General features: G+C 68.2%; 23 protein-coding genes. 15 read left to right on the top strand and 8 right to left on the bottom strand.

Annotation, left to right across the window (positions count from 1 at the left end):
• The first annotated feature begins 3 nt into the window (after positions 1 to 3).
• The 3 genes from ACQY68_RS03150 to ACQY68_RS03160 are packed head-to-tail and all read left to right on the top strand — an operon-like array spanning position 4 to position 3,656.
• Positions 4 to 1,641, top strand: a complete 1,638-nt coding sequence (locus ACQY68_RS03150; protein ID WP_428151575.1) for a CpaF family protein — start codon at positions 4 to 6, stop codon at positions 1,639 to 1,641.
• A gap of 5 nt (positions 1,642 to 1,646) precedes the next feature.
• Complete coding sequence (locus ACQY68_RS03155) at positions 1,647 to 2,627, top strand: type II secretion system F family protein (RefSeq protein WP_428151576.1); 981 nt, start codon at positions 1,647 to 1,649, stop codon at positions 2,625 to 2,627.
• 9 nt (positions 2,628 to 2,636) lie between these two features.
• Positions 2,637 to 3,656: a type II secretion system F family protein gene (locus ACQY68_RS03160; protein ID WP_428151577.1), complete on the top strand. Its 1,020-nt coding sequence runs from the start codon at positions 2,637 to 2,639 to the stop codon at positions 3,654 to 3,656.
• A gap of 3 nt (positions 3,657 to 3,659) precedes the next feature.
• On the opposite strand, the gene ACQY68_RS03165 is transcribed toward ACQY68_RS03160, so the two are convergent.
• Both ACQY68_RS03165 and ACQY68_RS03170 read right to left on the bottom strand, forming a co-directional pair.
• Positions 3,660 to 4,091, bottom strand: coding sequence for an SRPBCC family protein (locus ACQY68_RS03165; protein WP_428151578.1), 432 nt, complete (start codon positions 4,089 to 4,091; stop codon positions 3,660 to 3,662).
• Positions 4,092 to 4,203: 112 nt separating this feature from the next.
• Complete coding sequence (locus ACQY68_RS03170; protein ID WP_428151580.1) at positions 4,204 to 5,493, bottom strand: MFS transporter; 1,290 nt, start codon at positions 5,491 to 5,493, stop codon at positions 4,204 to 4,206.
• A gap of 114 nt (positions 5,494 to 5,607) precedes the next feature.
• Here ACQY68_RS03170 and ACQY68_RS03175 point away from each other — a divergent pair, with 114 nt between their 5' ends.
• Positions 5,608 to 6,009 (top strand): SRPBCC family protein, encoded by a 402-nt coding sequence (locus ACQY68_RS03175; protein WP_428151581.1) that lies wholly within the window; start codon positions 5,608 to 5,610, stop codon positions 6,007 to 6,009.
• A gap of 190 nt (positions 6,010 to 6,199) precedes the next feature.
• On the opposite strand, the gene ACQY68_RS03180 is transcribed toward ACQY68_RS03175, so the two are convergent.
• Positions 6,200 to 6,544, bottom strand: a complete 345-nt coding sequence (locus tag ACQY68_RS03180) for a hypothetical protein (protein WP_428151583.1) — start codon at positions 6,542 to 6,544, stop codon at positions 6,200 to 6,202.
• A 93-nt stretch (positions 6,545 to 6,637) separates the two neighbouring features.
• Between ACQY68_RS03180 and ACQY68_RS03185 the strand changes: the two genes are divergently transcribed.
• From ACQY68_RS03185 to ACQY68_RS03195, 3 genes are all read left to right on the top strand, one after another.
• The gene (locus ACQY68_RS03185) at positions 6,638 to 7,945 is read left to right on the top strand and encodes an amidohydrolase (RefSeq protein ID WP_428151584.1); all 1,308 of its coding nucleotides are present in this window, start codon (positions 6,638 to 6,640) and stop codon (positions 7,943 to 7,945) included.
• A gap of 84 nt (positions 7,946 to 8,029) precedes the next feature.
• The gene (locus ACQY68_RS03190) at positions 8,030 to 8,179 is read left to right on the top strand and encodes a hypothetical protein (RefSeq protein ID WP_428151585.1); all 150 of its coding nucleotides are present in this window, start codon (positions 8,030 to 8,032) and stop codon (positions 8,177 to 8,179) included.
• A gap of 38 nt (positions 8,180 to 8,217) precedes the next feature.
• Positions 8,218 to 8,442 carry a hypothetical protein gene (locus ACQY68_RS03195; protein WP_428151586.1) on the top strand — a complete coding sequence of 75 codons (225 nt, stop codon included), beginning with the start codon at positions 8,218 to 8,220 and terminating at the stop codon, positions 8,440 to 8,442.
• Here ACQY68_RS03195 and dapE read toward each other — a convergent pair.
• Positions 8,439 to 9,623 (bottom strand): succinyl-diaminopimelate desuccinylase, encoded by a 1,185-nt coding sequence (gene dapE / locus ACQY68_RS03200; protein ID WP_428151588.1) that lies wholly within the window; start codon positions 9,621 to 9,623, stop codon positions 8,439 to 8,441. The two genes, ACQY68_RS03195 and dapE, sit on opposite strands and share 4 nt — an antisense overlap.
• A gap of 47 nt (positions 9,624 to 9,670) precedes the next feature.
• On the opposite strand from dapE, the gene ACQY68_RS03205 reads away from it, so the two are divergent.
• Positions 9,671 to 10,147, top strand: coding sequence for a cupin domain-containing protein (locus ACQY68_RS03205; RefSeq protein ID WP_428151589.1), 477 nt, complete (start codon positions 9,671 to 9,673; stop codon positions 10,145 to 10,147).
• Positions 10,131 to 11,426: an MFS transporter gene (locus tag ACQY68_RS03210; RefSeq protein ID WP_428151590.1), complete on the top strand. Its 1,296-nt coding sequence runs from the start codon at positions 10,131 to 10,133 to the stop codon at positions 11,424 to 11,426. The genes ACQY68_RS03205 and ACQY68_RS03210 overlap by 17 nt, the downstream gene beginning before the upstream one ends.
• Positions 11,427 to 11,509: 83 nt before the next feature.
• On the opposite strand, the gene ACQY68_RS03215 is transcribed toward ACQY68_RS03210, so the two are convergent.
• The gene (locus tag ACQY68_RS03215; protein WP_428151591.1) at positions 11,510 to 12,532 is read right to left on the bottom strand and encodes a 2'-deoxycytidine 5'-triphosphate deaminase; all 1,023 of its coding nucleotides are present in this window, start codon (positions 12,530 to 12,532) and stop codon (positions 11,510 to 11,512) included.
• Positions 12,533 to 12,633: 101 nt separating this feature from the next.
• On the opposite strand from ACQY68_RS03215, the gene apaG reads away from it, so the two are divergent.
• Positions 12,634 to 13,038, top strand: coding sequence for a Co2+/Mg2+ efflux protein ApaG (gene apaG / locus ACQY68_RS03220; protein ID WP_428151592.1), 405 nt, complete (start codon positions 12,634 to 12,636; stop codon positions 13,036 to 13,038).
• A gap of 176 nt (positions 13,039 to 13,214) precedes the next feature.
• Here the strand turns inward: apaG and ACQY68_RS03225 are convergent, their stop codons facing one another.
• Entirely contained in the window at positions 13,215 to 13,733 is a 519-nt protein-coding gene (locus ACQY68_RS03225) for a GcrA family cell cycle regulator (protein WP_428151593.1), read from the bottom strand.
• Between the two features lie 283 nt (positions 13,734 to 14,016).
• Between ACQY68_RS03225 and ACQY68_RS03230 the strand changes: the two genes are divergently transcribed.
• The 4 genes from ACQY68_RS03230 to argF all read left to right on the top strand — a co-directional run bounded on the left by ACQY68_RS03230 (position 14,017) and on the right by argF (position 17,392).
• The gene (locus tag ACQY68_RS03230; protein WP_428151594.1) at positions 14,017 to 14,139 is read left to right on the top strand and encodes a hypothetical protein; all 123 of its coding nucleotides are present in this window, start codon (positions 14,017 to 14,019) and stop codon (positions 14,137 to 14,139) included.
• Positions 14,140 to 14,179: 40 nt separating this feature from the next.
• On the top strand, positions 14,180 to 15,001 hold the full coding sequence (locus ACQY68_RS03235) for an ABC transporter permease (protein ID WP_428151595.1): 822 nt from the start codon (positions 14,180 to 14,182) through the stop codon (positions 14,999 to 15,001).
• 295 nt (positions 15,002 to 15,296) lie between these two features.
• Entirely contained in the window at positions 15,297 to 16,478 is a 1,182-nt protein-coding gene (locus ACQY68_RS03240) for an aspartate aminotransferase family protein (protein ID WP_428152576.1), read from the top strand.
• The gene (gene argF / locus ACQY68_RS03245) at positions 16,478 to 17,392 is read left to right on the top strand and encodes an ornithine carbamoyltransferase (protein WP_428151597.1); all 915 of its coding nucleotides are present in this window, start codon (positions 16,478 to 16,480) and stop codon (positions 17,390 to 17,392) included. Before ACQY68_RS03240 ends, argF begins: the two co-directional genes overlap by 1 nt.
• Positions 17,393 to 17,455: 63 nt before the next feature.
• On the opposite strand, the gene ACQY68_RS03250 is transcribed toward argF, so the two are convergent.
• Complete coding sequence (locus ACQY68_RS03250; RefSeq protein WP_428151598.1) at positions 17,456 to 17,962, bottom strand: pyridoxamine 5'-phosphate oxidase family protein; 507 nt, start codon at positions 17,960 to 17,962, stop codon at positions 17,456 to 17,458.
• Between the two features lie 59 nt (positions 17,963 to 18,021).
• Positions 18,022 to 18,225 carry a hypothetical protein gene (locus ACQY68_RS03255; RefSeq protein WP_428151599.1) on the bottom strand — a complete coding sequence of 68 codons (204 nt, stop codon included), beginning with the start codon at positions 18,223 to 18,225 and terminating at the stop codon, positions 18,022 to 18,024.
• A gap of 216 nt (positions 18,226 to 18,441) precedes the next feature.
• Between ACQY68_RS03255 and ACQY68_RS03260 the strand changes: the two genes are divergently transcribed.
• A complete protein-coding gene (locus ACQY68_RS03260) occupies positions 18,442 to 21,459 on the top strand; it encodes an SEL1-like repeat protein (RefSeq protein ID WP_428151600.1) in 3,018 nt (1,005 codons plus the stop codon).
• Positions 21,460 to 21,624 lie beyond the last annotated feature (165 nt).

A 21,624-nucleotide genomic window follows, 5' to 3' on the forward strand; every position in this document is an offset into this window, starting at 1 on the left:
CGGGTGTTCGGAAAGCGCACATCCCAGCCCGGCGGCGTGGCGGTCGAGCCCCGGCCCGCGCCTGCGCCCGCGCCGCATCCGGCCGAGGCGTTCGACGACGCCTTTCCCCCACAGCCGGCCCAGGGTCAGCAGACCCAGGCCTTCGCCTACAACGCCGACGCCCCGCCCGCCGAGACCGGTTTCGCCCACACCAGCGGCCGTGCGGCTTCGGCTCCACCGTCTCCCGCCGCAGATCGCCTCGACGCCCTCGCGGCCCGACCCAAGCCCGCCGCCGCGCCTCCGCCGAACGCCGGACCCGGCCCCAAGGCCACCGCCGGCTTCGAACAGCTGAAGAAGGCCCAGGCGGTCGCCGAGATCGTCCGCGAGCAGAGCGACTACTATCACGCCACGAAGACGACGATCTTCAACGCCCTGATGAACACGATCGACCTGGCCCAGCTGGCGCAGCTGGACACCAAGGCCGCATCGGAAGAGATCCGCGACATCGTCGCCGAGCTGGTGGCGATCAAGAATGTCTCCATGTCGGTGGCCGAGCAGGAGCATCTGGTCCAGGACATCGTCAACGACGTCCTCGGCTACGGCCCGCTGGAGCCGCTGCTGGGCCGCGACGACATCGCCGACATCATGGTCAACGGCGCCGGGCGGGTGTTCATCGAGGTGAACGGCAAGGTTCAGCTGACCAACGTCCGCTTCCGCGACAACACCCAGCTGATGAACATCTGCCAGCGGATCGTGTCGCAGGTCGGCCGCCGCGTGGACGAGAGCTCTCCCATCTGCGACGCCCGCCTGCCCGACGGCAGCCGCGTCAACGTCATCGCCCCGCCCCTGGCCATCGACGGCGCGACACTGACGATCCGGAAGTTCAAAAAAGACAAGCTGACGATGAAGAACCTGGTGGAGTACGCCTCCATCAGTCCGGAAGGGGCCCGCGTCCTGGGCGTCATCGGCGCCTGCCGCTGCAACATCGTCATCTCGGGCGGCACCGGCTCGGGCAAGACGACGCTGCTGAACACCCTGACCGCCTTCATCGACCCGACCGAGCGCGTCATCACCTGTGAGGACGCCGCCGAACTGCAGCTGCAGCAGCCGCACGTGGTCCGTCTGGAAACCCGCCCGCCCAACCTCGAGGGTCAGGGCACGATCACCATGCGGGACCTGGTCAAGAACTGCCTGCGGATGCGTCCCGAGCGGATCATCGTCGGTGAGGTCCGGGGTCCGGAAGCCTTCGACCTGCTGCAGGCCATGAACACCGGCCACGACGGCTCGATGGGCACCCTGCACGCCAACTCCCCGCGCGAGGCCATCAGCCGGATGGAATCGATGATCACCATGGGCGGCTACGGCCTGCCGTCCAAGACGATCCGCGAGATGATCGTCGGCTCGGTCGACGTCATCATCCAGGCGGCCCGCCTGCGCGACGGTTCGCGCCGGATCACCCACATCACCGAGGTGGTCGGGCTGGAAGGCGACGTCATCGTGACCCAGGATCTGTTCGTCTACGAGATCACGGGCGAGGACGAGAACGGCAAGATCGTCGGCCGTCACCGCTCGACCGGCATCGCCCGTCCCCGCTTCTGGGACCGCGCCCGCTACTACGGCCTGGAGCGCGAGCTGGCCGAAGCCCTCGACGCGGCGGAGTAGGCGCGATGCTTCCGATCCTCGCAGCGGTGCTGGCCTTCATCACCATCGGCGGCCTCGGTTGGGCCTTCGTCGGCGGCGACGATTCCAGCTCCCAGGCCCTGAAGCGCGCCGAAGGCTTCACCTCGCCCGCGACAAAGAACGCCCGCGCCAAGGCCGCCAAGGCCGAAGCCAATACGCCTGAGGCCCGACGCAAGGCGATCGAGCTTCAGCTCAAGGATGCCGATCGCAAGGAGCGAAAGGCCCGCATGACCATGGCGGCCAGGCTGAAGCACGCCGGTCTGGCCATGACGATCAAGACATTCACGATGATCAGCATCGGCGCCGGCGTGGTCGTCTTCCTGCTGGCCTTCCTGTTCGGGCCGAACGTCTTTGTCGCCCTCGGCGCCGGTCTGGTGGCCGGGCTGGGCCTGCCGCGCTGGGTCGTGGGTTTCATCGGCAAGAGTCGGATGAAGAAGTTCGCGGCCGAGTTCCCCAACGCCGTCGACGTGATCGTGCGCGGCATCAAGACCGGTCTGCCGGTCCACGACTGCTTCAAGATCATCGGCAAGGAGAGCCCCGCGCCGCTCGGGCCCGAGTTCCAGAAACTGGTCGAGGGGCTGGGCGTCGGTCTGACCCTGTCCCAGGCCCTGGACCGGATGTACGAGCGCATGCCGACGCCGGAGCTGAAGTTCTTCGCCATCGTCATCGCCATCCAGCAGAAGACAGGCGGCAACCTGGCCGAGGCGCTGGGCAACCTTTCGACCGTGCTGCGCGCGCGCCGGATGATGGGCGAGAAGATCAAGGCCCTGTCGTCCGAGGCCGTGGCCTCGGCCGGCATCATCGGCTCGATGCCGCCCGTGGTCATGATCCTCGTGTCGATCACGACCCCCAGCTACATGCTGCTGATGTTCACCGACTTCCGCGGCCAGATCATGCTGCTGTGCGGAGGCACGTGGATGGCGATCGGTATCTTCGTGATGAAGCGCATGATCTCGTTCAAGTTCTAGGAGGGCGACATGGAATCCATCATGCGCGCCATCGTCGAGCCGGTGAACCTGCTCAGCGGTCTGGTCGCCCTGCTGGTCTTCGCCACCGTCATGACCCTGCTGGGCGGCATGGGCAGCGGCGTGGCGCTGGAAAGCCGGATGAAGGCGGTCGCCGTGCGTCGCGACGAACTGAAGCGCCGCTCGCGTCAGGCCATCGCCGCCGGGAGCGGCGGGCTTCGCCACACCGACGACGGCTTCAAGAAGACGGTCGTCGACCGGCTGAACCTGACCAAGATGCTGGAGGATCCCAAGGTCGCCGAGCAGATGGCCCAGGCCGGCTTCCGGGGCCCCCGACCGCTGACGACCTTCTACTTCTTCCGTTTCGCCTCGCCCTTCGTCGGCTTCCTGCTGGCCGGCATCTACATCTTCTTCATCAACGACTTCGGCCAGCCGCTGATGGTCAAGGTGGCGATCGTGATGGCGGGCGCCGTGGGCGGCTTCTACGCCCCCAACATGTTCCTCCAGAACGTGATCGCGAAGCGCAAGGCCTCGATCATGCAGGCCTTCCCCGACGCGCTCGACCTGATGCTGATCTGCGTCGAGGCCGGCATGTCGATCGAGGCGGCGATCGTGAAGGTGGCCCAGGAGATCGGCACCACCTCCATCGCCTTGGCCGAGGAACTCAGCCTGCTGTCCGCCGAGCTCAGCTACCTGCCAGAGCGGCGCATGGCCTACGAAGGCCTCGCCAAGCGGACCAACCATCCGGGCGTCCGCGCCGTGGCCACCGCCATGGTCCAGGCCGAACAGTACGGCACGCCTCTGGGATCGGCGCTGCGGACGATGGCCAAGGAAAACCGCGAACTGCGGCTGTCGGCGGCGGAGAAGAAGGCGGCGGCCCTGCCGGCCCAGCTGACCGTGCCGATGATCCTGTTCTTCCTGCCGGTGCTGTTCACCGTCATCCTGGGTCCGGCGATCATCAAGATCCAGGACACCATGGCCTCCAACGCGGCCCGGGACGTGCCTCGCGCCGAGCAGGGCGCCGAAAGGTAGCTTCTAGAGGCTGTCCAGCTTCAGCCGCAGCGCCTCGCCGATCGCCTCGCAGGCGTTCCGGATCGTCTTCTTGTGCTTGTCGTGGAAGCCCTCGCCCCGGAAGCCGGAGAAGATGAAGCCGTTGGCGATGATGCAGCTGCCGGGTTCCAGCTCCTCGATCTCGTAATAGCGAACCACGTTGAACAGCCAGCCGCGCTTCTCGGTCCAGACCAGCTGGGCGTTCGGCTGCCAGTCGGCGACGCGGCCCGTGACCTGACGTTCGGGCAGGCCCTCGATGCTTTCGGTCAGGTTGATCTGGCCGCCGAAGGCGATGGTTCCGCTGACGCCGGTCTCGACGGGATTCCAGCTGTCCCAGCCCGGCAGGTCGGCGATGACCTCCCAGATCCTGTCGGAAGGGGCGCGGACGCCGACGCGTTTCTCGATCTTGAAGTTCATGGTCGGTGATTTCGCAAGCCAGCCGCTTTGAAGCAAGGCGGCTTGCTTTTGGTGGGGGCTATCGTTCGCGGCGCGGCCGCTCACTGCTTGAGCCCCCGGCCGGGCTGACGGTCTAGCGATTCCCCTCCGGCCCCGGCTGGGACGCGGGCGGAGCGTCCGGCGCGGGGTTGTCCTCGACGCCGGGCGTCGGATCGAAGCGCAGGACCGGGCTGAGGAAGGCCAGGGCGATGGCGACCAGCAGCAGCAGGGCGTTGCCGGCGAACGGACCCCATTCGACGATCTCGTAGAGGCCCACGCCCACGACGGGCGGTACGAGGAAGCCGAGGCCGGCGATCGACATCATCAGCCCGGCGACCGCGCCCTGTTCGTGGGGCCGGACCGCGATGGACGATCCGGCGGTAAAGCCCGGCCGTGCGAAGCCGACGCCCATCGACAGGACGGCATAGCCGACCACGACGCCGAAATAGCCCGGTGAGACGATGCTCATCAGATTGCCGAGCAAGGCCAGGGCGGCGCCCCAGCGCATCAGTTCGCGGGGCTGCATCTTCAACAGCGGGATCAGGCCCCACTGGACCATCAGGGTGGCGGCGGCGCCGGCGAACATGGCGACCCCGATGAAGGGCTGGGCTTGTCGCGCCTCCAGTCCCGTCGCCGCCATCTCGTCGATGATATGGAAGCCGAGCACCGAGATGTTCACGGCCTGGGCGCTGACGATCAGCAGGCCGTAAAGCAGGAAGTCGCGCACGCGGGGGTCGCGCCAAAGGCCCTTGTCGCCGCGGTCGCCACTCGGCGACGGCTGACGGACCACGTCGCCGCTGGGCAGCTTGCGCCACACCACGATCAGGACGATCAGGCCGAACAGGGCGTAGACGTACATCGGCCCCGCCAGCCCCACGAGCGGCAGGATGAAGAAGGGCGACAGCACCGGCCCGATCACCGTGCCCAGCCCCTGGGCCGAGGCGAGCAGGGACATGGCCTGGGTGCGCTGTTCGGGACTGGTGCGGTCGGCGACATAGGCCTGGGAGGCGATGGGGGAGGCCGAGCCGAAGACGCCGTAGATCGTCCGCGCCGTGGCCATCAGGGCGAAGGCGACGATCGCGCCCAGCCATCCCTCGATGCCCGAGGTCGCGGCCAGGCCGAAGCCCGTCATCGACACGACGAACCCGATCAGGCCGATCAGGATGACCTTCTTGCGCCCGAGCTTGTCCGACCAGCGGGCCCAGATCGGCGAGGTAATCGTCCACATCAGGGCCGAGATGGCGAAGGCCCCGGCGACGAGGGTGTCGGCCAGATGGAACTCCCGCCCGATGGCCGGGAGCACCGACTGCAGCCCCATGTTCCCCGCCGTCGCGATCAGGCTGACGACGAACAGGATCATGAAGGCTGGGGAGCGTGGGGACATCACACATGCATAGCGCAATCCTCATCCAATGGGGGAGGATTGGCGATGCCGTCCGAAACCCGCGAGACATCGGCCGACGAGTCAGCCACCTTCTCCGACGAACGGGAGACAGACATGGCCACCCTCCATATCGAGCGGATCATCGCGGCGCCGGCGGACTTCGTCTGGGACCGGCTGCGCGATTTCGGCGCCCTGCACACGAGGGTCGCGCCGGGTCTCATCCTCGATACGGTGGTCGAGGGCGACATCCGCACCGTGACCTTCGACGGCGGCCTCGTCGTGCGCGAGCGGCTGATCGCTATCGACGATCAGCACCGCCGGATCGTCTATTCGATCCTGACCGATCTGTTCGAACACCACAGCGCTTCGAACATGATCGTGCCTGAGGGCGAGGATCGGTGCCGGTTCGTCTGGGTGGTCGACTTCTTGCCCGACGATCCCAAGGCGCGCATCGAGGCCATGATGAATGCCGGCGCTGACGCGATCAAAGCCGCGATGGAAAACGCGGTCGCATAGCAGCCGCATTCCCTTCTCCCCCTGCGGGAGAAGGTGGCAGCCGAAGGCTGACGGATGAGGGGTCACGCGGGCGGCTGGATTGAGGGCCGTGCTTGCCGGTCTGAGCCGGTGTGACCCCTCATCCGATCGCGCCAGGACGACGGCTCCGCCGCCGTGCGCGATCTCCCTCTCCCGCAAGGGGAGAGGGAAGTCAGACGATCGTCAACGTCGGCTTCAGTCGTCGCCCGTCGTCCAGACACAGCCGCGCCTTGACCTCGAACAGGTCGGCGCCGACGGGGACGATCAGCAGGGCCTTGGGCTCGGCCGCGTTGACGCAGACGACCGCATTCTTCGGACAGACGTCGAAACAGCCGGTCTCGATCACGGCCAGCTCGGCCTTGCGGCCCTTGCCGTCGCCGGGCTTCAGATATTTCTTCAAAGCCTTCTTCAGGCTCTTGTCGCCGTGCGGGCCGAAGCCGCCGTCGAGCTTCTTCTGGCACTTCTTGCAGACCAGGACGACATCGCGCCATTTCGTCTTCGAGGTCTTGATGGCCATGGCCCAGATGTCGGCTGCATCTGTGACAGGCGCAAGACGCTTGCGTCGGCGGGCGCGACATCGTCATCATCCCGGACCTTCCCGGGAGCTTTCATGATCCGCATCGCCGCAATAGCCGCCGCCCTGACCCTCATGGCCGCTCCCGCCTTCGCCCAGGTCGTGCCCGCCGCCGATGTCGCCACGGCGGCGCAGGGCGTCGAGGCCGACGTCATCGCCTGGCGTCGCGACCTGCATGCGCATCCGGAACTCGGTCTGGCCGAGACCCGCACGGCCGCCTTCGTGGCCGCACATCTGCGCGAGATGGGCATCGAGGTGCGCGAGGGTGTCGGGCGAACGGGTGTCGTCGGCGTCCTGCGCGGGACCGGTTCCGGGCCCCAGCATGTCGTGGCCCTGCGCGCCGACATGGACGCCCTGCCGGTGCTGGAAGCCACGGGTCTGCCGTTCGCCTCCACCGCGACGGGGAGCTATCAGGGCCAGACTGTGCCGGTCGCCCATGCCTGCGGCCACGACGCCCACGTCGCCATGCTGCTGGGCGCCGCACGGGTGCTCAGCGGGATGAAGGACCGGTTCTCGGGGACCGTCGTCTTCATCTTCCAGCCGGCCGAGGAAGGGGCGCCTCCGGGAGAGCCGCTGGGCGGCGCCCGGTTGATGATCCAGGACGGGGCGCTGGAGAACCCGAAGGTGGAGGCCATCTTCGGCCTGCACGTCGTGCCGGGTAAGGCGGGCACCGTCTTCTATCGGCCGCAGGGCTTCATGGCCGCGTCGGACCGCGTGGACATCACCCTGCACGGGCGCCAGACGCACGGCGCCTGGCCCTGGCGCGGCATCGACGTGATCGCGGTCGCCGGTCAGGTGATCCAGACGGTCAACACCCTGACGGCGCGGACCATCGACCCGACGACGACCCCCACCGTTTTCACCATCGCCACGGTCAACGCGGGCGTCCGTTACAACATCATCCCCGACGAGGCGGTGATGTCGGGGACGCTGCGGACCTTCGACGTCGCCCAGCGCGACGATCTGGTGAAACGGGCCGAGGCCGCCATCGACCATGTCGCCGAGGCCTATGGCGCGACCGCCGACTTCGCCATCCGCCAGAACGCGGCCCTGGTGTTCAACAACGAGGAATTGTCCGCCTGGCTCGCCCCGGTCCTGACTGAGGCGGCGGGCGAGGGGAACGTCAATCCGGCGACCCCGCCGACGACGGTGGCGGAGGATTTCTCGTATTTCCAGAACGAGGTCCCGGGCGTCTTCTATCATATCGGCGGGACGGCCGACGGCGTCGATCCGGCGACGACCGCGCCGAACCATTCGCCTCAGTTCGACGTCAACGAGGACGTTCTGGTCCTAGGGGTGAAGACCCACGCGATGTCGGCGCTGAGGTTCCTCGAGCGGGAATAGGGTCAACGGCGGGTTCGCCACGTTCGTGCACGAACGCTCAACACACCGGGCGCACCTTCGTCAGGTTACGCCCGGAGAGCGACCATGAGGGTTCTGAACTTTCACCTGCCCGCCATCGAGCCGATGCCTCGACGTGAGCTCTGGCGAGAGACCGGCTTCTTCCTCGCATCGTTCCTCGCGACCCTCGGCGGGGCGGTGGTGATGATGAACCACGCGGCCGCGGTTCTCGCCTGAAGCTTGACCTCCGACGCAAGGGCGGCGAGGGGAGGGCGATGAGCTCCCCCAACACCGAACTGGACCGGTTCAAGGCCGCGCGTGTGACAGCCATCCACCGCCTCGACCTGATCGCGCGGGGCGCCCGGATCACCTACGACGACGGCACGCCCGTCGACATGGCGTCGGAGAAGGCGCGGCTGGAAGAGGTCGTCGCCGACATGGATCGCCGCATCGCCAAACTCGAACTGGCCGCCGCGAAGGCGACCGGCCCGCTGAACTAGACGGCGAGCACGGCCTCGATGACCCGGCGATAGGTCGCGGTCAGGGCTTCGAGTTCGGCGACCGGAACCCGTTCGTCCACCTGGTGCATGGTCTGACCGACAAGGCCCAGTTCCAGCACCGGACACATGGCCCGGATGAAGCGGGCGTCGGAGGTGCCGCCGGTGGTCGAGGCTTCGGGGCGCAGGCCGGTCGAGGCCTGCACGGCATCCTGAACCGCCGTGACGAAGGCGCCGTGGGGCGTCAGGAAGGCCTCGCCCGAACACATGTGTTCGAGTGTGATCTGAAGGCCGGTTTCGGCCTGGACGCGGCCGGCCTCGCGGTTGAGCCAGTCGATCAGGCCGTCGCCCGTCTGGGCCGGGTTGAAGCGGATGTTCAGTCGAGCGCGCGCCTCGGCCGGGATCACGTTCGTCGCCGGGTTGGCGATGTCGACGGTGGTGATCTCGAGATTGGACGGCTGGAAGGCTTCGTAGCCCGTGTCGAGCCTGTGGGCGTCGAGCGCGGCCAGCAGGCGGACCAGCACGGGCGCGGGATTCGCCGCCCGGTCGGGATAGGCGACGTGGCCCTGTTTGCCGTGGACGGTGATCCAGGTGTTGAGCGAGCCGCGGCGGCCGATCTTGATCATGTCGCCGAGCTGATGCTGGGACGAGGGTTCGCCGACGACGCAGGCGTCGATGACCTCGCCCTCGGCCATCAGGGTTTCGACCACGCGCTTGGTGCCGTGGAGCGCCGGGCCTTCCTCGTCGCCGGTGATGAGGAAGGAGAGGGAGCCGGGAACATCGCCTTCGGCCAAGACCTGAGACACCGCGGCGACCCAGGCGGCGATCCCGCCCTTCATGTCCACGGCGCCCCGGCCGAACAGAATGCCGTCCTTCACCTCGGCCTCGAACGGGGCGGAGGACCAGGCGGCGGCCTCGCCCGTCGGGACCACATCGGTGTGGCCGGCGAAACAGAGGTTGGGCGAGGCGGTCCCGCGCCGGGCGTAGAGGTTCTCGATCCGCGCTTCCTTGCCTTCGCCGCCCGGACCCTCGAAGGCCATGCGACGGCAGGTGAAGCCGAGCTCGGTCAGAACGCGCTGAAGCGTGTCCATCGCGCCGGCGTCGGCCGGGGTGACCGAGGGCCGACGGATCAGATCGCGGCACAGTTCGACAGGATCGATGACAGGAGTTGATGCGGCGCCCATGCGGCTATGCTTTAGGGAGATCGCGTCCAGCCGGAAAGGGGAGCGCCATGCCGAAGATCGACATCGAGACCGCCCCGTTCGGACACGGGACGTCCTATCCCGAAGAATTCGCCGGACCGTGCAAGCCGCGCCGGCGCTGGCGGCTGGGCGATGCGGCGGGGCTGGATCAGTTCGGGGTCAACATGCTGCGGCTTCCGGCCGGGGCCTGGTCGTCGCAACGCCACTGGCATCAGACCGAGGACGAGTTCGTCTGGGTCCTGTCGGGCGAGGTCGTCCTGGTCGAGAACGACGGCGAGACGGTGCTGAAGGCCGGCGACTGCGCGGGCTTCAAGGCCGGTGTTCCGAACGGCCACAAGATCGAGAACCGTTCGGACGCCGAGGCGGTTCTGCTGGAGGTCGGGACGCGCACGCCCGGCGGCGACGGCGCCGACTATCCCGACATCGACATGGTCCTGCCTCTCGGCGGCGACCGCTATTTTCACCGAGACGGAACGCCTTACCCGAAACATGACCGACGCACCTGAGGCGCCCGAGCCGATCACCAAGCCGAACGCCGAAGCCGCGCTCGCCGCCCACGGGACCAATCCCTGGGCCATCAAGGATTTCCGCCTGATCTGGCTCGGCCGGGTGCTGGCGGTGCTGGCGATCCAGATCCAGTCCTCGGCCCTGCTGTGGCAGGTCTACGAGATTGCGCGGCGCGACCATCCGATCGAACAGGCCAGCCTCTATCTCGGCCTGGTCGGGCTGGCCCAGTTCATCCCCCTGCTGCTGCTGACCCTGCCGGCCGGAGAGATGGCGGACCGACGCGACCGGCGGCGCACGGTGATCCTGTCGATCATGGCCGAAGGGCTGTGCGCCGTCAGCTTCCTGGCCATGGCCATCCACGGTCATCCGCCGCTCTGGGGGCTGCTGGCGGTCGCGGTCGGCTTCGGCGCCTCGCGGGCCTTCCTCGCCCCCGCCAGCCAGGCCTATCTGCCGATGGTCGTCGGCCGCGCCGCCCTGCCGCGCGCCATCGCGGCCCAGTCGATCGCCTTCCAGACCGGCGCCATCGCGGGCCCGGCGCTCGGCGGGGTGATCGTGGGGGTGAATGTGCCCCTGGCCTATGCAGTGTCGCTGAGCCTGTTCGCCATCGCCCTGATCTGTTTCCTGATCATCCGCACCAGCGGCAAGCCGCAGCCGGTCCAGGCGTCGGGCGATCGCTGGGAGGCGGTCAAGGACGGGCTGAAATACGTCTGGAACACCAGGATCGTGCTGGGCGCCATCTCGCTCGATCTGATCGTGGTGCTGTTCGCGGGGGTGGCCCTGCTGACGCCGATCTTCGCGCGCGACATCCTTCATGTCGGGCCGGAAGGGTTCGGCCTGTTGCGCGCGTCGTTCGGCGGAGGCGCCTTCCTGATGGCGCTGGTGCTGGCGCGCTATCCCCTGCCGGGACGAGGCGGGCTGATCATGTTCGCCTCGGTCGCCGTGTTCGGCGTCTGCACCATCGTCTTCGGCCTGTCGAAGATCGTCTGGATCTCGGCGGCGGCCCTCTTCATCGGCGGCGCGGCCGACATGGTCAGCGTCAACATCCGCCAGACCCTGATCCAGCTCTCGACGCCCGATCACATGCGCGGACGGGTCAGCTCGGTCTCGATGCTGTTCATCGGCGCCTCGAACGAGCTCGGCGAGGCCTATTCCGGCGTGATGGTGCGGTTCCTCGGCCCCATCGGCGCGGCCGTGTTCGGCGGCTTCGGGGCGCTGGCGGCGACGGGGCTGTGGGCCAAGCTGTTCCCGGGGCTGCGGAGGGCGGACAAGCTGGTTTGACGTTAGTGAGTAGGGCTTACGTCTTAGGGCTTAGAAGATCGACTTCCTGTCTAAGCCCGAAGACCTGCTCCCTAAGCCCTAGCCTAACCCCACGCCCTGAAATGCTTGGACAGCTTCAGCCCCTGCCGCTGGTAGTGGCTGCCGCCCTCGCCGTAGAGGCGTGAGGGGCGTTCGGTCAGGGGTTCGTAGACCAGCCGCGCGACGATCTGGCCGTGTTCCAGCAGGAACGGCGTGTCGTGGGTGCGGACTTCCAGCACGCCCTTGGAGCCCGCGCCATGGGCCTCGTCCGTGCCGAAACCGGGGTCGAAGAAGCCGGCGTAGTGGACACGGAACTCGCCGACCGACGGGTCGATCGGGGTCATTTCGGCGGCCTGCATGACCGGGATCTCGACGGCCTCGTTCGACGCCAGGATGTAGAACTCGCCCGGGTCCAGCAGCAGCTCGCCGCGACGCAGGGTCAGCGGCTCCCAGAAATCCCTGGGGTCATGACCGTCGATCCGGTCCAGATCGACGACGCCGGCGTGGCGGCGGCCGCGGAAGCCGACGATGTCGCCGCCCTGCAGGTCGACGCCGACGCTGCGGGTCTCCAGCTTCGGCGGCTCGCCGGCCTTGAGACGCAATTGGTTCAGTCGGGTGCCGGGACGAACCAGGATGGAGAAGGTCTGGGGCGCGATCTCCAGATACAGGGGCCCCTCATAGCCCTCGTCCACGTCGTCGAACGATCCGCCGCGATCGGTCAGCAGACGCACGAAGACGTCGACCCGGCCGGTCGAGGATTTCGGATTGGCGCGGGCGATCAGGCCTTTCGGCAGGTTCAGCCGCTCCTGAAGCTCGGCGATATAGACGCAGCCTTTTTCCAGGACGATGCCGTTCGTCATGTCGATCGGGTGCATCTCGACGTCGGCGATCCGCTCCGACACCAGCCGCTTGCCGGGCAGGAAGGACGCCCGGACGCGCCAGGCGCGATCGGACAGGCGCAGATCGAGGCTGGCCGGCTGGACCTGGTCGGCGTCCCACGGCGTGGCGGAAGTGATGGCGCCGCCGGCGATCAGGGCTTCGATGGACTGGGCAGGCAGGATGCCGGGGGTGGGGAAATCAGGAGTCATGGAGAAGGCCATACACATTGATGTCGCGGGACGCACGTCCGCGCGGCGTCCCGCTGCCTGAGCGCGCTTGAACTGCGGCTTGCGTCGGGCGACCATGGCCCATGCACGACACCCAACCCTATGTGGCTGAAACCGAAGGCGTCATCGTCCGCGTTCGCCCCAGCTATCTGGCCGGACAGTCCGATCCGGACGAGGGGCGCTGGGTCTGGGCCTATCAGGTCGAGATCGAGAACCACGGACCCGAGGCGGTCCAGTTGATGGCGCGACGCTGGGTCATCACCGATGCGACGGGCCATGTGGAGACGGTGCGCGGGCCGGGCGTGGTCGGTGAACAGCCCCTGATCGCGCCGGGCGACAGCTATTCCTACGCCTCGGGATGTCCCCTGCCGACACCGTCGGGGTCGATGGAGGGAGCCTATATGATGACCGACGCCAGCGGCCGGTCGTTCGAGGCGCTGATCCCGGCCTTCAGCCTGGACGTGCCAGGCGGGCGGGTGCTGAATTAGAAGACCCTCCCCCGCTGGGCGGAGGAGGGTCGAAAGAGTTGGGGCTGCGTCAACCCGGATAACCGCGGCCCCGCCCCGTCCCCGCTTTCGCCGGGATGACAAAGGCGCTCACCAGCAAGCGGCATCCCACTACTTGCGTTCAAGTAGCGAGCGACCGCGTCGCGAGCGATAGCGCCCTAAATGTATCTACGCAGGCTGCGGGCCAGTTCTTCCTTGCCGCCGCGCTTCATCGCCGGCTGGTAGGCGACGCGGGCGTGTTCGACGCAGTAGACGCCTTCCGAGGCGCGACGGCCGCAGAAGCTGAACTCGGTCGACGACGGGTCGCCGATCGGCCATTTGCACATGTGGGCGCCCAAGGTCATCACCGTGGCGGTGCCGGGCATCTCGGCGACGGCCGGCAGCGACGGGGCGGCGACGACCGGGCGCGGGGCGGGCTGGGCGGCTTCGATCCGACGCGGCGCCGACGGCTGGGCCGGGGGCGTGGTGCGCGTGCGGGCCGGGCGGAAGGTGGTGGCGGTGCGTGCGGGCTGAGACGGGGTCGCGCGGCCCGAAAGGCCGAGGCGGTGGACCTTGCCGATGACGGCGTTGCGGGTGACGCCGCCGCCCAGCTGTTTGGCGATCTGCGAGGCCGACTGCCCCTCGAGCCACAGCTTCTTCAGCGCGCCGACGCGATCTTCGGTCCAGCCTGCGGTCATGCCACCCTCCGGGGAACAGTTTTGATTCAACATTTGGCGCCTGAGGCCCCTCCCGGGTCTCGTCAGCCACAACTAATCGTAAACGAGACCTTAACAGACGCAAGATGTGCGAATCAGTCGTCCACAGGAACTACATCTTGAATCGGTGTTCGCTGAGCAGTCGCGAGCGCTGCGATACGGAACGGGCTCCGATGCGCCGGGTTGACGACCTATGTCCGATACGCCTCCCGCCGACCCGCCAATCCTGCGTAAGCCTTTGACTCCCTTGGCGGGGGATGGCTGCGTGCGCGTGGTCGATCCGCCCGAGATCGCCATTACCCTGACGCCCGACGCCGCCGAGATTTCGGGCTTGCGACTGATCGCCGAGGCGGACGAGGCGCGGCGCAAGGCCAACCCGCTCGTCTGAGGCCTTGCGCGCCGCGTCATGCGGCCGCATCTGACGGCGCATGACCGATCTCGCCTCGACACGCCCTTCCGGGCTCCCGACCCCGCGCCACTACGCGGGGGTCAACTGGATCGGGGTGCAGACCCTCTACCTGCGCGAGGTTCGCCGCTTCTGGAAGGTGGGGGCCCAGACGGTCGCCGCCCCGGTGGTGACGACGCTGCTCTATATGCTGGTCTTCGTCGTGGCGTTGAAGGGGGCGCGGCCGCCGCTGCACGGCACCCCCTTCGCCGAGTTCGTGGCGCCCGGCCTGATCATGATGGCGATCCTGAACAACGCCTTCGCCAACGCCTCGTCCAGCCTGATCCAGGCCAAGATCATGGGCACCTCGACCGACTTTCTCACGCCGCCGCTGAGCCCGCTGGAGCTGACCATCGGTTTCTCGCTGGGCGCGGCGACGCGCGGCATCGCGGTCGGTCTGGTCACGGCCGTCTGCGTCATGCCGTTCGCGAAGCTCGGCCTGACCAATATCGCGGCCATCGTCTATTTCGCCCTGATCGCGTCCCTGCTGATGGGGATGATCGGGGTACTGGCCGGCCTGTGGTCCGAGAAGTTCGACCAGCTGGCGGCGGTGCAGAATTTCGTCGTCCTGCCGATGACCTTCCTGTCGGGAGCCTTCTATCTGGTCGAAAACCTGCCCCAGCCGTTCGCGGCCATCAGCCACTGGAACCCTTTCTTCTATCTGATCGACGGCTTCCGCTACGGCTTCATCGGCCATGCGGAGGGCAACCTGATGATCGGAGTCGTGATGTCCGGAGTGCTGACGGTCGTCATGTCCATCGCCTGCTGGCAGGTGTTCAGGTCGGGCTGGCGGCTGAAGAGCTGACGTGACTTTCATCATCCTCCGGCGAGCGCAGCGAGACCGGGGGACCCAGCGGCGCGCGATAGCGCGAACCTGTCGCGAACGAGTTGGCTGAAGCATTTCGCCTTCGCTTCGCTCCGGCGCCGCTGGGTCCTCCGGTCTGCGCCGCTTCGCGCCTTGCCGGAGGATGACGAAAGCAAAGGGAGTGTGTGTTGACTCCCCCCTCGCCTCATCCGACAACCTCCGCTCCTGAAAAGTCCCGTCGCACCCGCGCCGGGGCTTCGTTTCTTTTGGAGGTAAGTCCGTGTCCGGTCATTTGATGGGTGTCTACAATCGCGCGCCGCTGGAAGTGGAACGCGGGCGAGGCGCGCGTCTGTGGGGCAAGGACGGGACCGAGTATCTGGACTGCGTCCAGGGCATCTCGACCAATGGCCTGGGTCACGCCCACCCCGTGCTGGTCGAGGCCGTGAAGGCCCAGGCCGAGAAGCTGTGGCACGTCTCCAACATCTACAAGATCCCGGGTCAGGAAGAGCTGGCGGACAGGCTGACGGAAGCCAGCTTCGCCGACGTGGTCTTCTTCACCAATTCGGGCACGGAAGCCGTCGAGTGCGCGCTGAAGACGGCGCGCAAGTTCCACTCGGCCAACGGCCAGCCGGAACGCATCGACATCTACGGCTTCGACGGCGCTTTCCACGGCCGGACCTACGGCGCGATCAACGCGGCGGCCAACCCCAACTACACCGAGGGTTTCGGGCCCAGGATGCAGGGCTTCCATCAGCTGACCTGGGGCGACCACGAGGCGCTCAAGGCCGCCATCGCCAGGCCCGAGACGGCCGCGATCATCGTCGAGCCGGTGCAGGGCGAGGGCGGCTGTCGGGCCATTCCCGAGCGCTGCCTGCGCAGTCTGCGGGAGCTCTGCGACGAGCACGGCGTCCTGATCATCTTCGACGAGGTCCAGTGCGGCATGGGTCGGACCGGCAAGCTGTGGGCCCACGAATGGGCCGGCATGGCGCCCGACATCATGGCCGTCGCAAAGGCGCTCGGTGGCGGCTTCCCCATCGGGGCCTGCCTGGCCACGACCCATGCGGCCAAGGGGATGACGGTCGGCGCCCACGGCTCGACCTTCGGCGGCAATCCGCTGGCCATGGCCGTGGGTCAGGCGGCGTTCGGCGCGATCAACACGCCGGAGATTCTCGGTAACGTCGCCGAGATCGCAGCCTATCTGAAACAGCAGCTCAACGGTCTGGCCGAACGCTTCCCCGATGTGATCGTGGACGTGCGCGGCAAGGGGCTGCTGATCGGGCTGAAGCTGGTTCCGAACAACCGCGACTTCATGGCCTGGGCGCGCGACGAACAGCATCTGCTGATCGCCGGCGGCGGCGACAACTGCGTGCGCATGCTGCCGCCCCTGAACCTGACGCTGGACGAGGCCCGCGAGGCCGTCGAACGGCTGGAACGGACGTGCGAGTTCGCACGGACGAAGATGAAGGCGGCCGCCTGATGGTCAGACACTTCCTCGACATCCACCGGCTCGAAGCGGCCGAACTGCGCGCCATTCTGGACGACGCCCATGCCCGCAAGGCCGCCCGCAAGGGCAAGCCCCAAGGCTGGGTCGACGCCGACGCGCCGGGCAAGGACCACGTCCTGGCGATGATCTTCGAGAAGAACTCGACCCGCACCCGCTTCAGCTTCGACGCGGCGATCCGCCAGCTGGGCGGAGACTCGATCATCGCCACGGCCTCGGACATGCAGCTGGGGCGCGGCGAGCCCGTCGAGGACACGGCCAGGGTTCTGTCGCGCATGGTCGATGCCGTCATGATCCGCGCCAACAGCCACGAGGACGTCGAGCGCTTCGCCCGCGTCGCCACCGTGCCCGTGGTCAACGGCCTGACCGACCGCAGCCATCCGTGCCAGATCCTGGCCGACATCATGACCATCGAGGAGCAGCGCGGCCCGATCGAGGGGAAGACGCTGGCGTGGATCGGCGACGGGAACAACGTCTGCCACAGCTTCATGCATGCGGCGCCGAAACTGGGCTTCCACCTGAACGTGGCCTGCCCGGCCGAGTATCATCCGGACCTGCACGACCTGGCCAAGGGCGGGAACGCTGTCAGCCTGACTTCGGACCCGCGCGACGCCGTCAAGGGCGCCGACGTCGTCATCACCGACACCTGGGTGTCGATGGGCGACAGCGACTACGAGGCGCGCCTGCATGCGTTCGAGAGCTACACGGTCGACGAGGCTCTGATGGACCTGGCCGATCCGGACGCGGTCTTCCTGCACTGCCTGCCGGCGCACCGCGGCGAGGAGGTCACCGACGCGGTGATCGACGGACCGAGATCGCTGGTCTGGGACGAGGCGGAAAACCGGATCCACGCCCAGAAGGCCGTTCTGGCCTGGTGCTTCGCGGGCTGACCTTTCCGGCATGAAAAAGGGCGCCGTCGCGAGACGGCGCCCTCGATCAGGTTCGAGCCTCGCCTACTGCAGGTTCACGTCCGCGACACCGCCCGCGTCCGGCGTGGTCTTCGTCAGATTGGCCTTGGCGATCTCGAAGGCGAACTTGAGCAGGCCGCCCTTCGACACCCAGACCCGGCCGTCGTCGGCGTCGAAGCGGAGGATGGTCAGGTGGCGATCCTCCTTGCCGTCCGGATACCAGGCGGCCAGCACCGGGTTCCAGTAGCGGTCGACGATCTCGCGGTCGTTGCCCTGCACCGACAGTTCGCCGTGGATACAGGCCCAGGTGTTCTGGTCCTTCGAGCCGTAGTGGAACATGGCGCTCTGGCCGCCGCCGATCCCGGCGTCCCTGGCCAGGTCGGTGTCGTCGCGGGTGAAGAACCAGATGGTGCCGGTCTCGGCCTCGCGGAAGGCGGTCATCGGCTGGGCGTGATAGCCGGGCTGGTCGAGGCCGAGGAGGCCGGTGTTGGACTCCTTCAGCGACTTCCAGAACTCTTTTTCGGCTTCGGCGGCGGTGAGGGTATCGGCCATGTCGGGCTCCTGCGGTTGGCGTTCGGCGGAGATAACCGCCGGGCCGCGCGCCCGTTCCGTCAGCGACCGCGAGGCGTGACGCCCAGCAGGGTCCCCAGATGGATCAACAGCAGAAAGCCTAGCGCGCCGGCCATCAGCATGATGAACCGCCAGGGCACTATCCGGGGCCTGAGGAAATCGCTCGGCCGGGCGCCGCGCCAGCCGGCGAAGCCGCCCACGATCAGGGCGCCGGCGAGCAGGGACAGGGTCAGGGTCATCGACATCGGCGCGATGTGGCGGCTGCGCCCCGCCGGCGCAAGCAAACCCTTACCGGGGCCTTAATCTTCACCGCGCGTTAACCATGTCGGCCCGATGAAATGGGCTGACGCGGGGCCTATCCACAGGTGAATGGCCGAACGTCAAGATGTTGGGGTTAACCACACGTTTACACCCCGGATATGGGCGATTAGCGTGATGCCTATGGGTCGGGAGTCGAATCAGTGAGCGCAGCCGCTGCGCCTTGGAGCGTGAAGGGCATCGACCCGAAAGCGCGCGAGGTGGCCAAGGATCTGGCGCGTCGCTCGGGCATGACGCTGGGCGAGTGGCTCAACACCATGATCATGGACGACGAGGACGACGGCGTGTCTCCCTTGCCGCGCCGCCCCCACGCCGCCGAGATGTTCGATCGCCGCGGCCGCGCGCGCCGTCTGGACGACGCCTATGAGCCCGAGGGTCGCGGCTATGGTCGCGACGACGAGACCCTGCAACGCGTCGCCGCCTCGGTGGACGCCATCGCCGCCCGCCTCGAGGCCGCCGAGCGTCGCTCGACCATCGCCATCCAGGGCGTCGATCAGGCCGTCGCCGGCCTCGTCCGCCGCATGGAGTCGCAGGACCAGCAGACGGGTACCTACGGCCGCCGCATCGACGACATCTCGGAAGAACTGAAGGAAGGCCACAAGCGTCTTCGTCGCTTCGAACAGGACGCGGGCCCGAAGACCGCCGAGACCATCGGCAAGGTCGAACAGGCCGTCGGCGGTCTCGCCGGGCGGCTCTACGACATCGAGGAGCGTCAGCGGTCCGGCCTGATGGAGGTGCGCCAGCGTCTCGACGGGGTCGAGAAGGCCGACGCCTGGGGCAAGACCGACACCGCCGTCGCCGCCCTGACGAGCCGTCTCTATGATCTGGAGGAGCGTAACCGCGCCCACAGCCAGACCCTCCTGTCGCGACTGGAAGCGGTCGAAAAGGCCGCCGGTCCGGGCGCCGGCGCCGACATCCTGGCCCGCGTCGGTCAGCGTCTGGACGCCGCCCAGGGCCAGACGACCGAGGCGCTGCGCAATCTGGAACGCTCCTTCGCCGGTCTCGACCAGCGTCTGCGCGCCGCCGAGACCCGGGTCGAACCGGAAGGCGTGCGCGAGGCCGCCCGGTTCGAGAAGCTGGCCGAGACCCTGTCGCGTCAGGTCGACGCCAATCGCACCGAGATGATGCGTCGGCTGGAGACCGCCGAGAGCGAAGGCCGCATGGCCCGCATCGAGGCGACTATCGCCTCGCTGGGCGAACAGGCCCGCTCGGCCGAGCAGCGCTCCGCCCAGGGCATCGACGCCATGGGCCGCGAGGTCCTGCGCATCGCCCAGAACCTGGACACCCGCGTCGACCGGATGGAGACGGTCGGCGACGCGCGTCTGGAGAAGTTCGAGACGGCTCTGACCAGGACGATGTCCGACAAGATCGCCTCGGACATGGGACGCTACGGCCAGGCTATCGAGCACCGGCTGACCCGCGCCGACGACCAGCACGCCATCGCCATCGAGAAGCTGGGCGTCGAGATCACCCGCATCTCCGACCGCCTCGCCGACCGGATCGCCCAGTCGGAACGCAAGTCCGCCCAGGCTCTGGAAGACATCGGCCGCCGCATGGTCGAGGGGTCCGACCGGATCGAGCAGCGCTACGACCGCGCCTCGGGCGAGCTGGCCGAGCGGATGCGCCTGTCCGAGGAGCGCACGGCCAGGCTGCTGGCCGAGGCGCGCGAAACGCTCGACCAGCGTCTGGTCCAGCCGGCCGCCTTCGACCCGACGCCCCAGCCCTTGCCTCCAGTCGCGCCGGCCGCCGCGCTCGCCCCGGTTGCGTCCGAATTCGCGCAGCCCGACTGGCGCGCTGCCGCATTCCCGGCCGAGGACTTCGCCTCGCCCGAAGACGGCTGGTCGATCGATTCCCTCGCCGCCGACATCGAGCCCTTCCCGGAGGCGCCGTCGGAACCCGCCTTCGCGCCCGAGCCCATCACCCCCGATTTCGCCGCGCCGGACCTGCCGTCCGACGACAGCTTCGACGCCCTGCCGCGTCGCTTCGAACCGACCGCGGCCGAGCCGGCTCCGTTCGGCTCTGCGGCCCAGCCCTTCGGCGGCTTCGGCGGCGCGGACGTCTCTGACGCCCTGGACGCCATCGCCGAGGTCACGCCCGAGGCCGCGCCGCAACCCGCCTTCGCCGGCCCGGTCGCCGAGGCCTTCCCGTCGGCCCGCACCTTCGACGGCGGCGACGACGACTTCGCGGCCGAGACCGAGTTCGTCGATCCCCGCCGGCTGCGCGCCGGTCTGGCCGGCGCCGCCGCGACCGGTCGCGCCGCCTCGACCCGCGACGCAATCTCGGCCGCCCGCGCCGCCATGAACACCCCGGCCGCCGCCGCCGAGGTCGCCCCGCGTTCCGGCTTCGGCTTGGGCGGCCTGAAGAAGGGGGGCAAGTCGCGCCTTCAGGAGCGTCTGGACAAACAGGCCTCGCGCGACGGCACGGTCAAGAAGGCCTTCCTCGCCTCGGTCACAGGCGTCGCCGTGGTCTGCGGCCTCTACGCCACCGGCCGCCTGACGGGCTACGAGATCATGGACGTCGGCCAGTTGCTGGGTCAGGCGACCGGCGAGACCGAAGCGACCCCGATCGCGGCCCTGGCCCTTTCGCCCGCCGATGCGCCCCTGGACGCCTCTCCCGCCGATGCGACCGAGGCCCAGACCCTGTTCGCCCAGGCGACGGAACAGCTTGACCGCAATGACCCTGCCGGGGTCGAGACCCTGACCCGCGCCGCCAACCTCGGCGAGCCGCAGGCCCAGTTGAAGCTGGCGAGCCTCTATCAGTCCGGCGAGAACGGGGTGACCGTCGATGCCGGGGAAAGCCGTCTGTGGGCCCGTCGCGCGGCCGAGGGCGGCGACGCGCGCGGCATGCACGCCTTCGGCATGTATCTGTTCGACGGCGTCGGCGGCGCACGCAACCGGCCCGAGGCCCTGGACTGGCTCAAGAAGGCCGCCGACCTCGGCCTCGTCGACAGCCAGTACAATGTCGCCCGCATCTATGAGAACGGCGACGAGGGCATCGCCCCCAACCCGACCCAGGCTTACCGCTGGTACCTGATCGCGGCCCGCGCCGGCGATCCCCAGGCCCAGGCCGCCGTCGACCGGCTGGCCCCGACCCTGCCGGCCGCCGCCCGCCAGACCGCTCGCGCCCAGGCCGAGGCCTTCGCCCTGGAACCGCTGGCCTGACCTGGGCGCCGCAGGCTAGCGATCCCGCTTGTGGCCGAGAGGTTCATCACCACGAACACGACGAGTTCACAAAGAACACGACGATAGCGGTGATGTGTCCACGCTCGAGGTCTCGTCGTGCCGTGGTGGCTTTCGTGGTGTTCGTGGTGATGAACTTCTGACGCC

The organism is Brevundimonas sp. (assembly GCF_965278935.1).
In the GTDB taxonomy this organism is placed as follows: domain Bacteria; phylum Pseudomonadota; class Alphaproteobacteria; order Caulobacterales; family Caulobacteraceae; genus Brevundimonas.

What these genes read in the sequence shown, in the direction of transcription:
- ACQY68_RS03155 (WP_428151576.1), top strand. Translation starts at nt 1,647, where the DNA reads ATGCTTCCGATCCTCGCAGCGGTGCTGGCCTTCATCACCATCGGCGGC.
- ACQY68_RS03160 (WP_428151577.1), top strand. Translation starts at nt 2,637, where the DNA reads ATGGAATCCATCATGCGCGCCATCGTCGAGCCGGTGAACCTGCTCAGC.
- ACQY68_RS03165 (WP_428151578.1), bottom strand. Translation starts at nt 4,091, where the DNA reads ATGAACTTCAAGATCGAGAAACGCGTCGGCGTCCGCGCCCCTTCCGAC.
- ACQY68_RS03170 (WP_428151580.1), bottom strand. Translation starts at nt 5,493, where the DNA reads ATGTCCCCACGCTCCCCAGCCTTCATGATCCTGTTCGTCGTCAGCCTG.
- ACQY68_RS03175 (WP_428151581.1), top strand. Translation starts at nt 5,608, where the DNA reads ATGGCCACCCTCCATATCGAGCGGATCATCGCGGCGCCGGCGGACTTC.
- ACQY68_RS03180 (WP_428151583.1), bottom strand. Translation starts at nt 6,544, where the DNA reads ATGGCCATCAAGACCTCGAAGACGAAATGGCGCGATGTCGTCCTGGTC.
- ACQY68_RS03185 (WP_428151584.1), top strand. Translation starts at nt 6,638, where the DNA reads ATGATCCGCATCGCCGCAATAGCCGCCGCCCTGACCCTCATGGCCGCT.
- ACQY68_RS03190 (WP_428151585.1), top strand. Translation starts at nt 8,030, where the DNA reads ATGAGGGTTCTGAACTTTCACCTGCCCGCCATCGAGCCGATGCCTCGA.
- ACQY68_RS03195 (WP_428151586.1), top strand. Translation starts at nt 8,218, where the DNA reads ATGAGCTCCCCCAACACCGAACTGGACCGGTTCAAGGCCGCGCGTGTG.
- dapE (WP_428151588.1), bottom strand. Translation starts at nt 9,623, where the DNA reads ATGGGCGCCGCATCAACTCCTGTCATCGATCCTGTCGAACTGTGCCGC.
- ACQY68_RS03205 (WP_428151589.1), top strand. Translation starts at nt 9,671, where the DNA reads ATGCCGAAGATCGACATCGAGACCGCCCCGTTCGGACACGGGACGTCC.
- ACQY68_RS03210 (WP_428151590.1), top strand. Translation starts at nt 10,131, where the DNA reads ATGACCGACGCACCTGAGGCGCCCGAGCCGATCACCAAGCCGAACGCC.
- ACQY68_RS03215 (WP_428151591.1), bottom strand. Translation starts at nt 12,532, where the DNA reads ATGACTCCTGATTTCCCCACCCCCGGCATCCTGCCTGCCCAGTCCATC.
- apaG (WP_428151592.1), top strand. Translation starts at nt 12,634, where the DNA reads ATGCACGACACCCAACCCTATGTGGCTGAAACCGAAGGCGTCATCGTC.
- ACQY68_RS03225 (WP_428151593.1), bottom strand. Translation starts at nt 13,733, where the DNA reads ATGACCGCAGGCTGGACCGAAGATCGCGTCGGCGCGCTGAAGAAGCTG.
- ACQY68_RS03235 (WP_428151595.1), top strand. Translation starts at nt 14,180, where the DNA reads ATGACCGATCTCGCCTCGACACGCCCTTCCGGGCTCCCGACCCCGCGC.
- ACQY68_RS03240 (WP_428152576.1), top strand. Translation starts at nt 15,297, where the DNA reads ATGGGTGTCTACAATCGCGCGCCGCTGGAAGTGGAACGCGGGCGAGGC.
- argF (WP_428151597.1), top strand. Translation starts at nt 16,478, where the DNA reads ATGGTCAGACACTTCCTCGACATCCACCGGCTCGAAGCGGCCGAACTG.
- ACQY68_RS03250 (WP_428151598.1), bottom strand. Translation starts at nt 17,962, where the DNA reads ATGGCCGATACCCTCACCGCCGCCGAAGCCGAAAAAGAGTTCTGGAAG.
- ACQY68_RS03255 (WP_428151599.1), bottom strand. Translation starts at nt 18,225, where the DNA reads ATGTCGATGACCCTGACCCTGTCCCTGCTCGCCGGCGCCCTGATCGTG.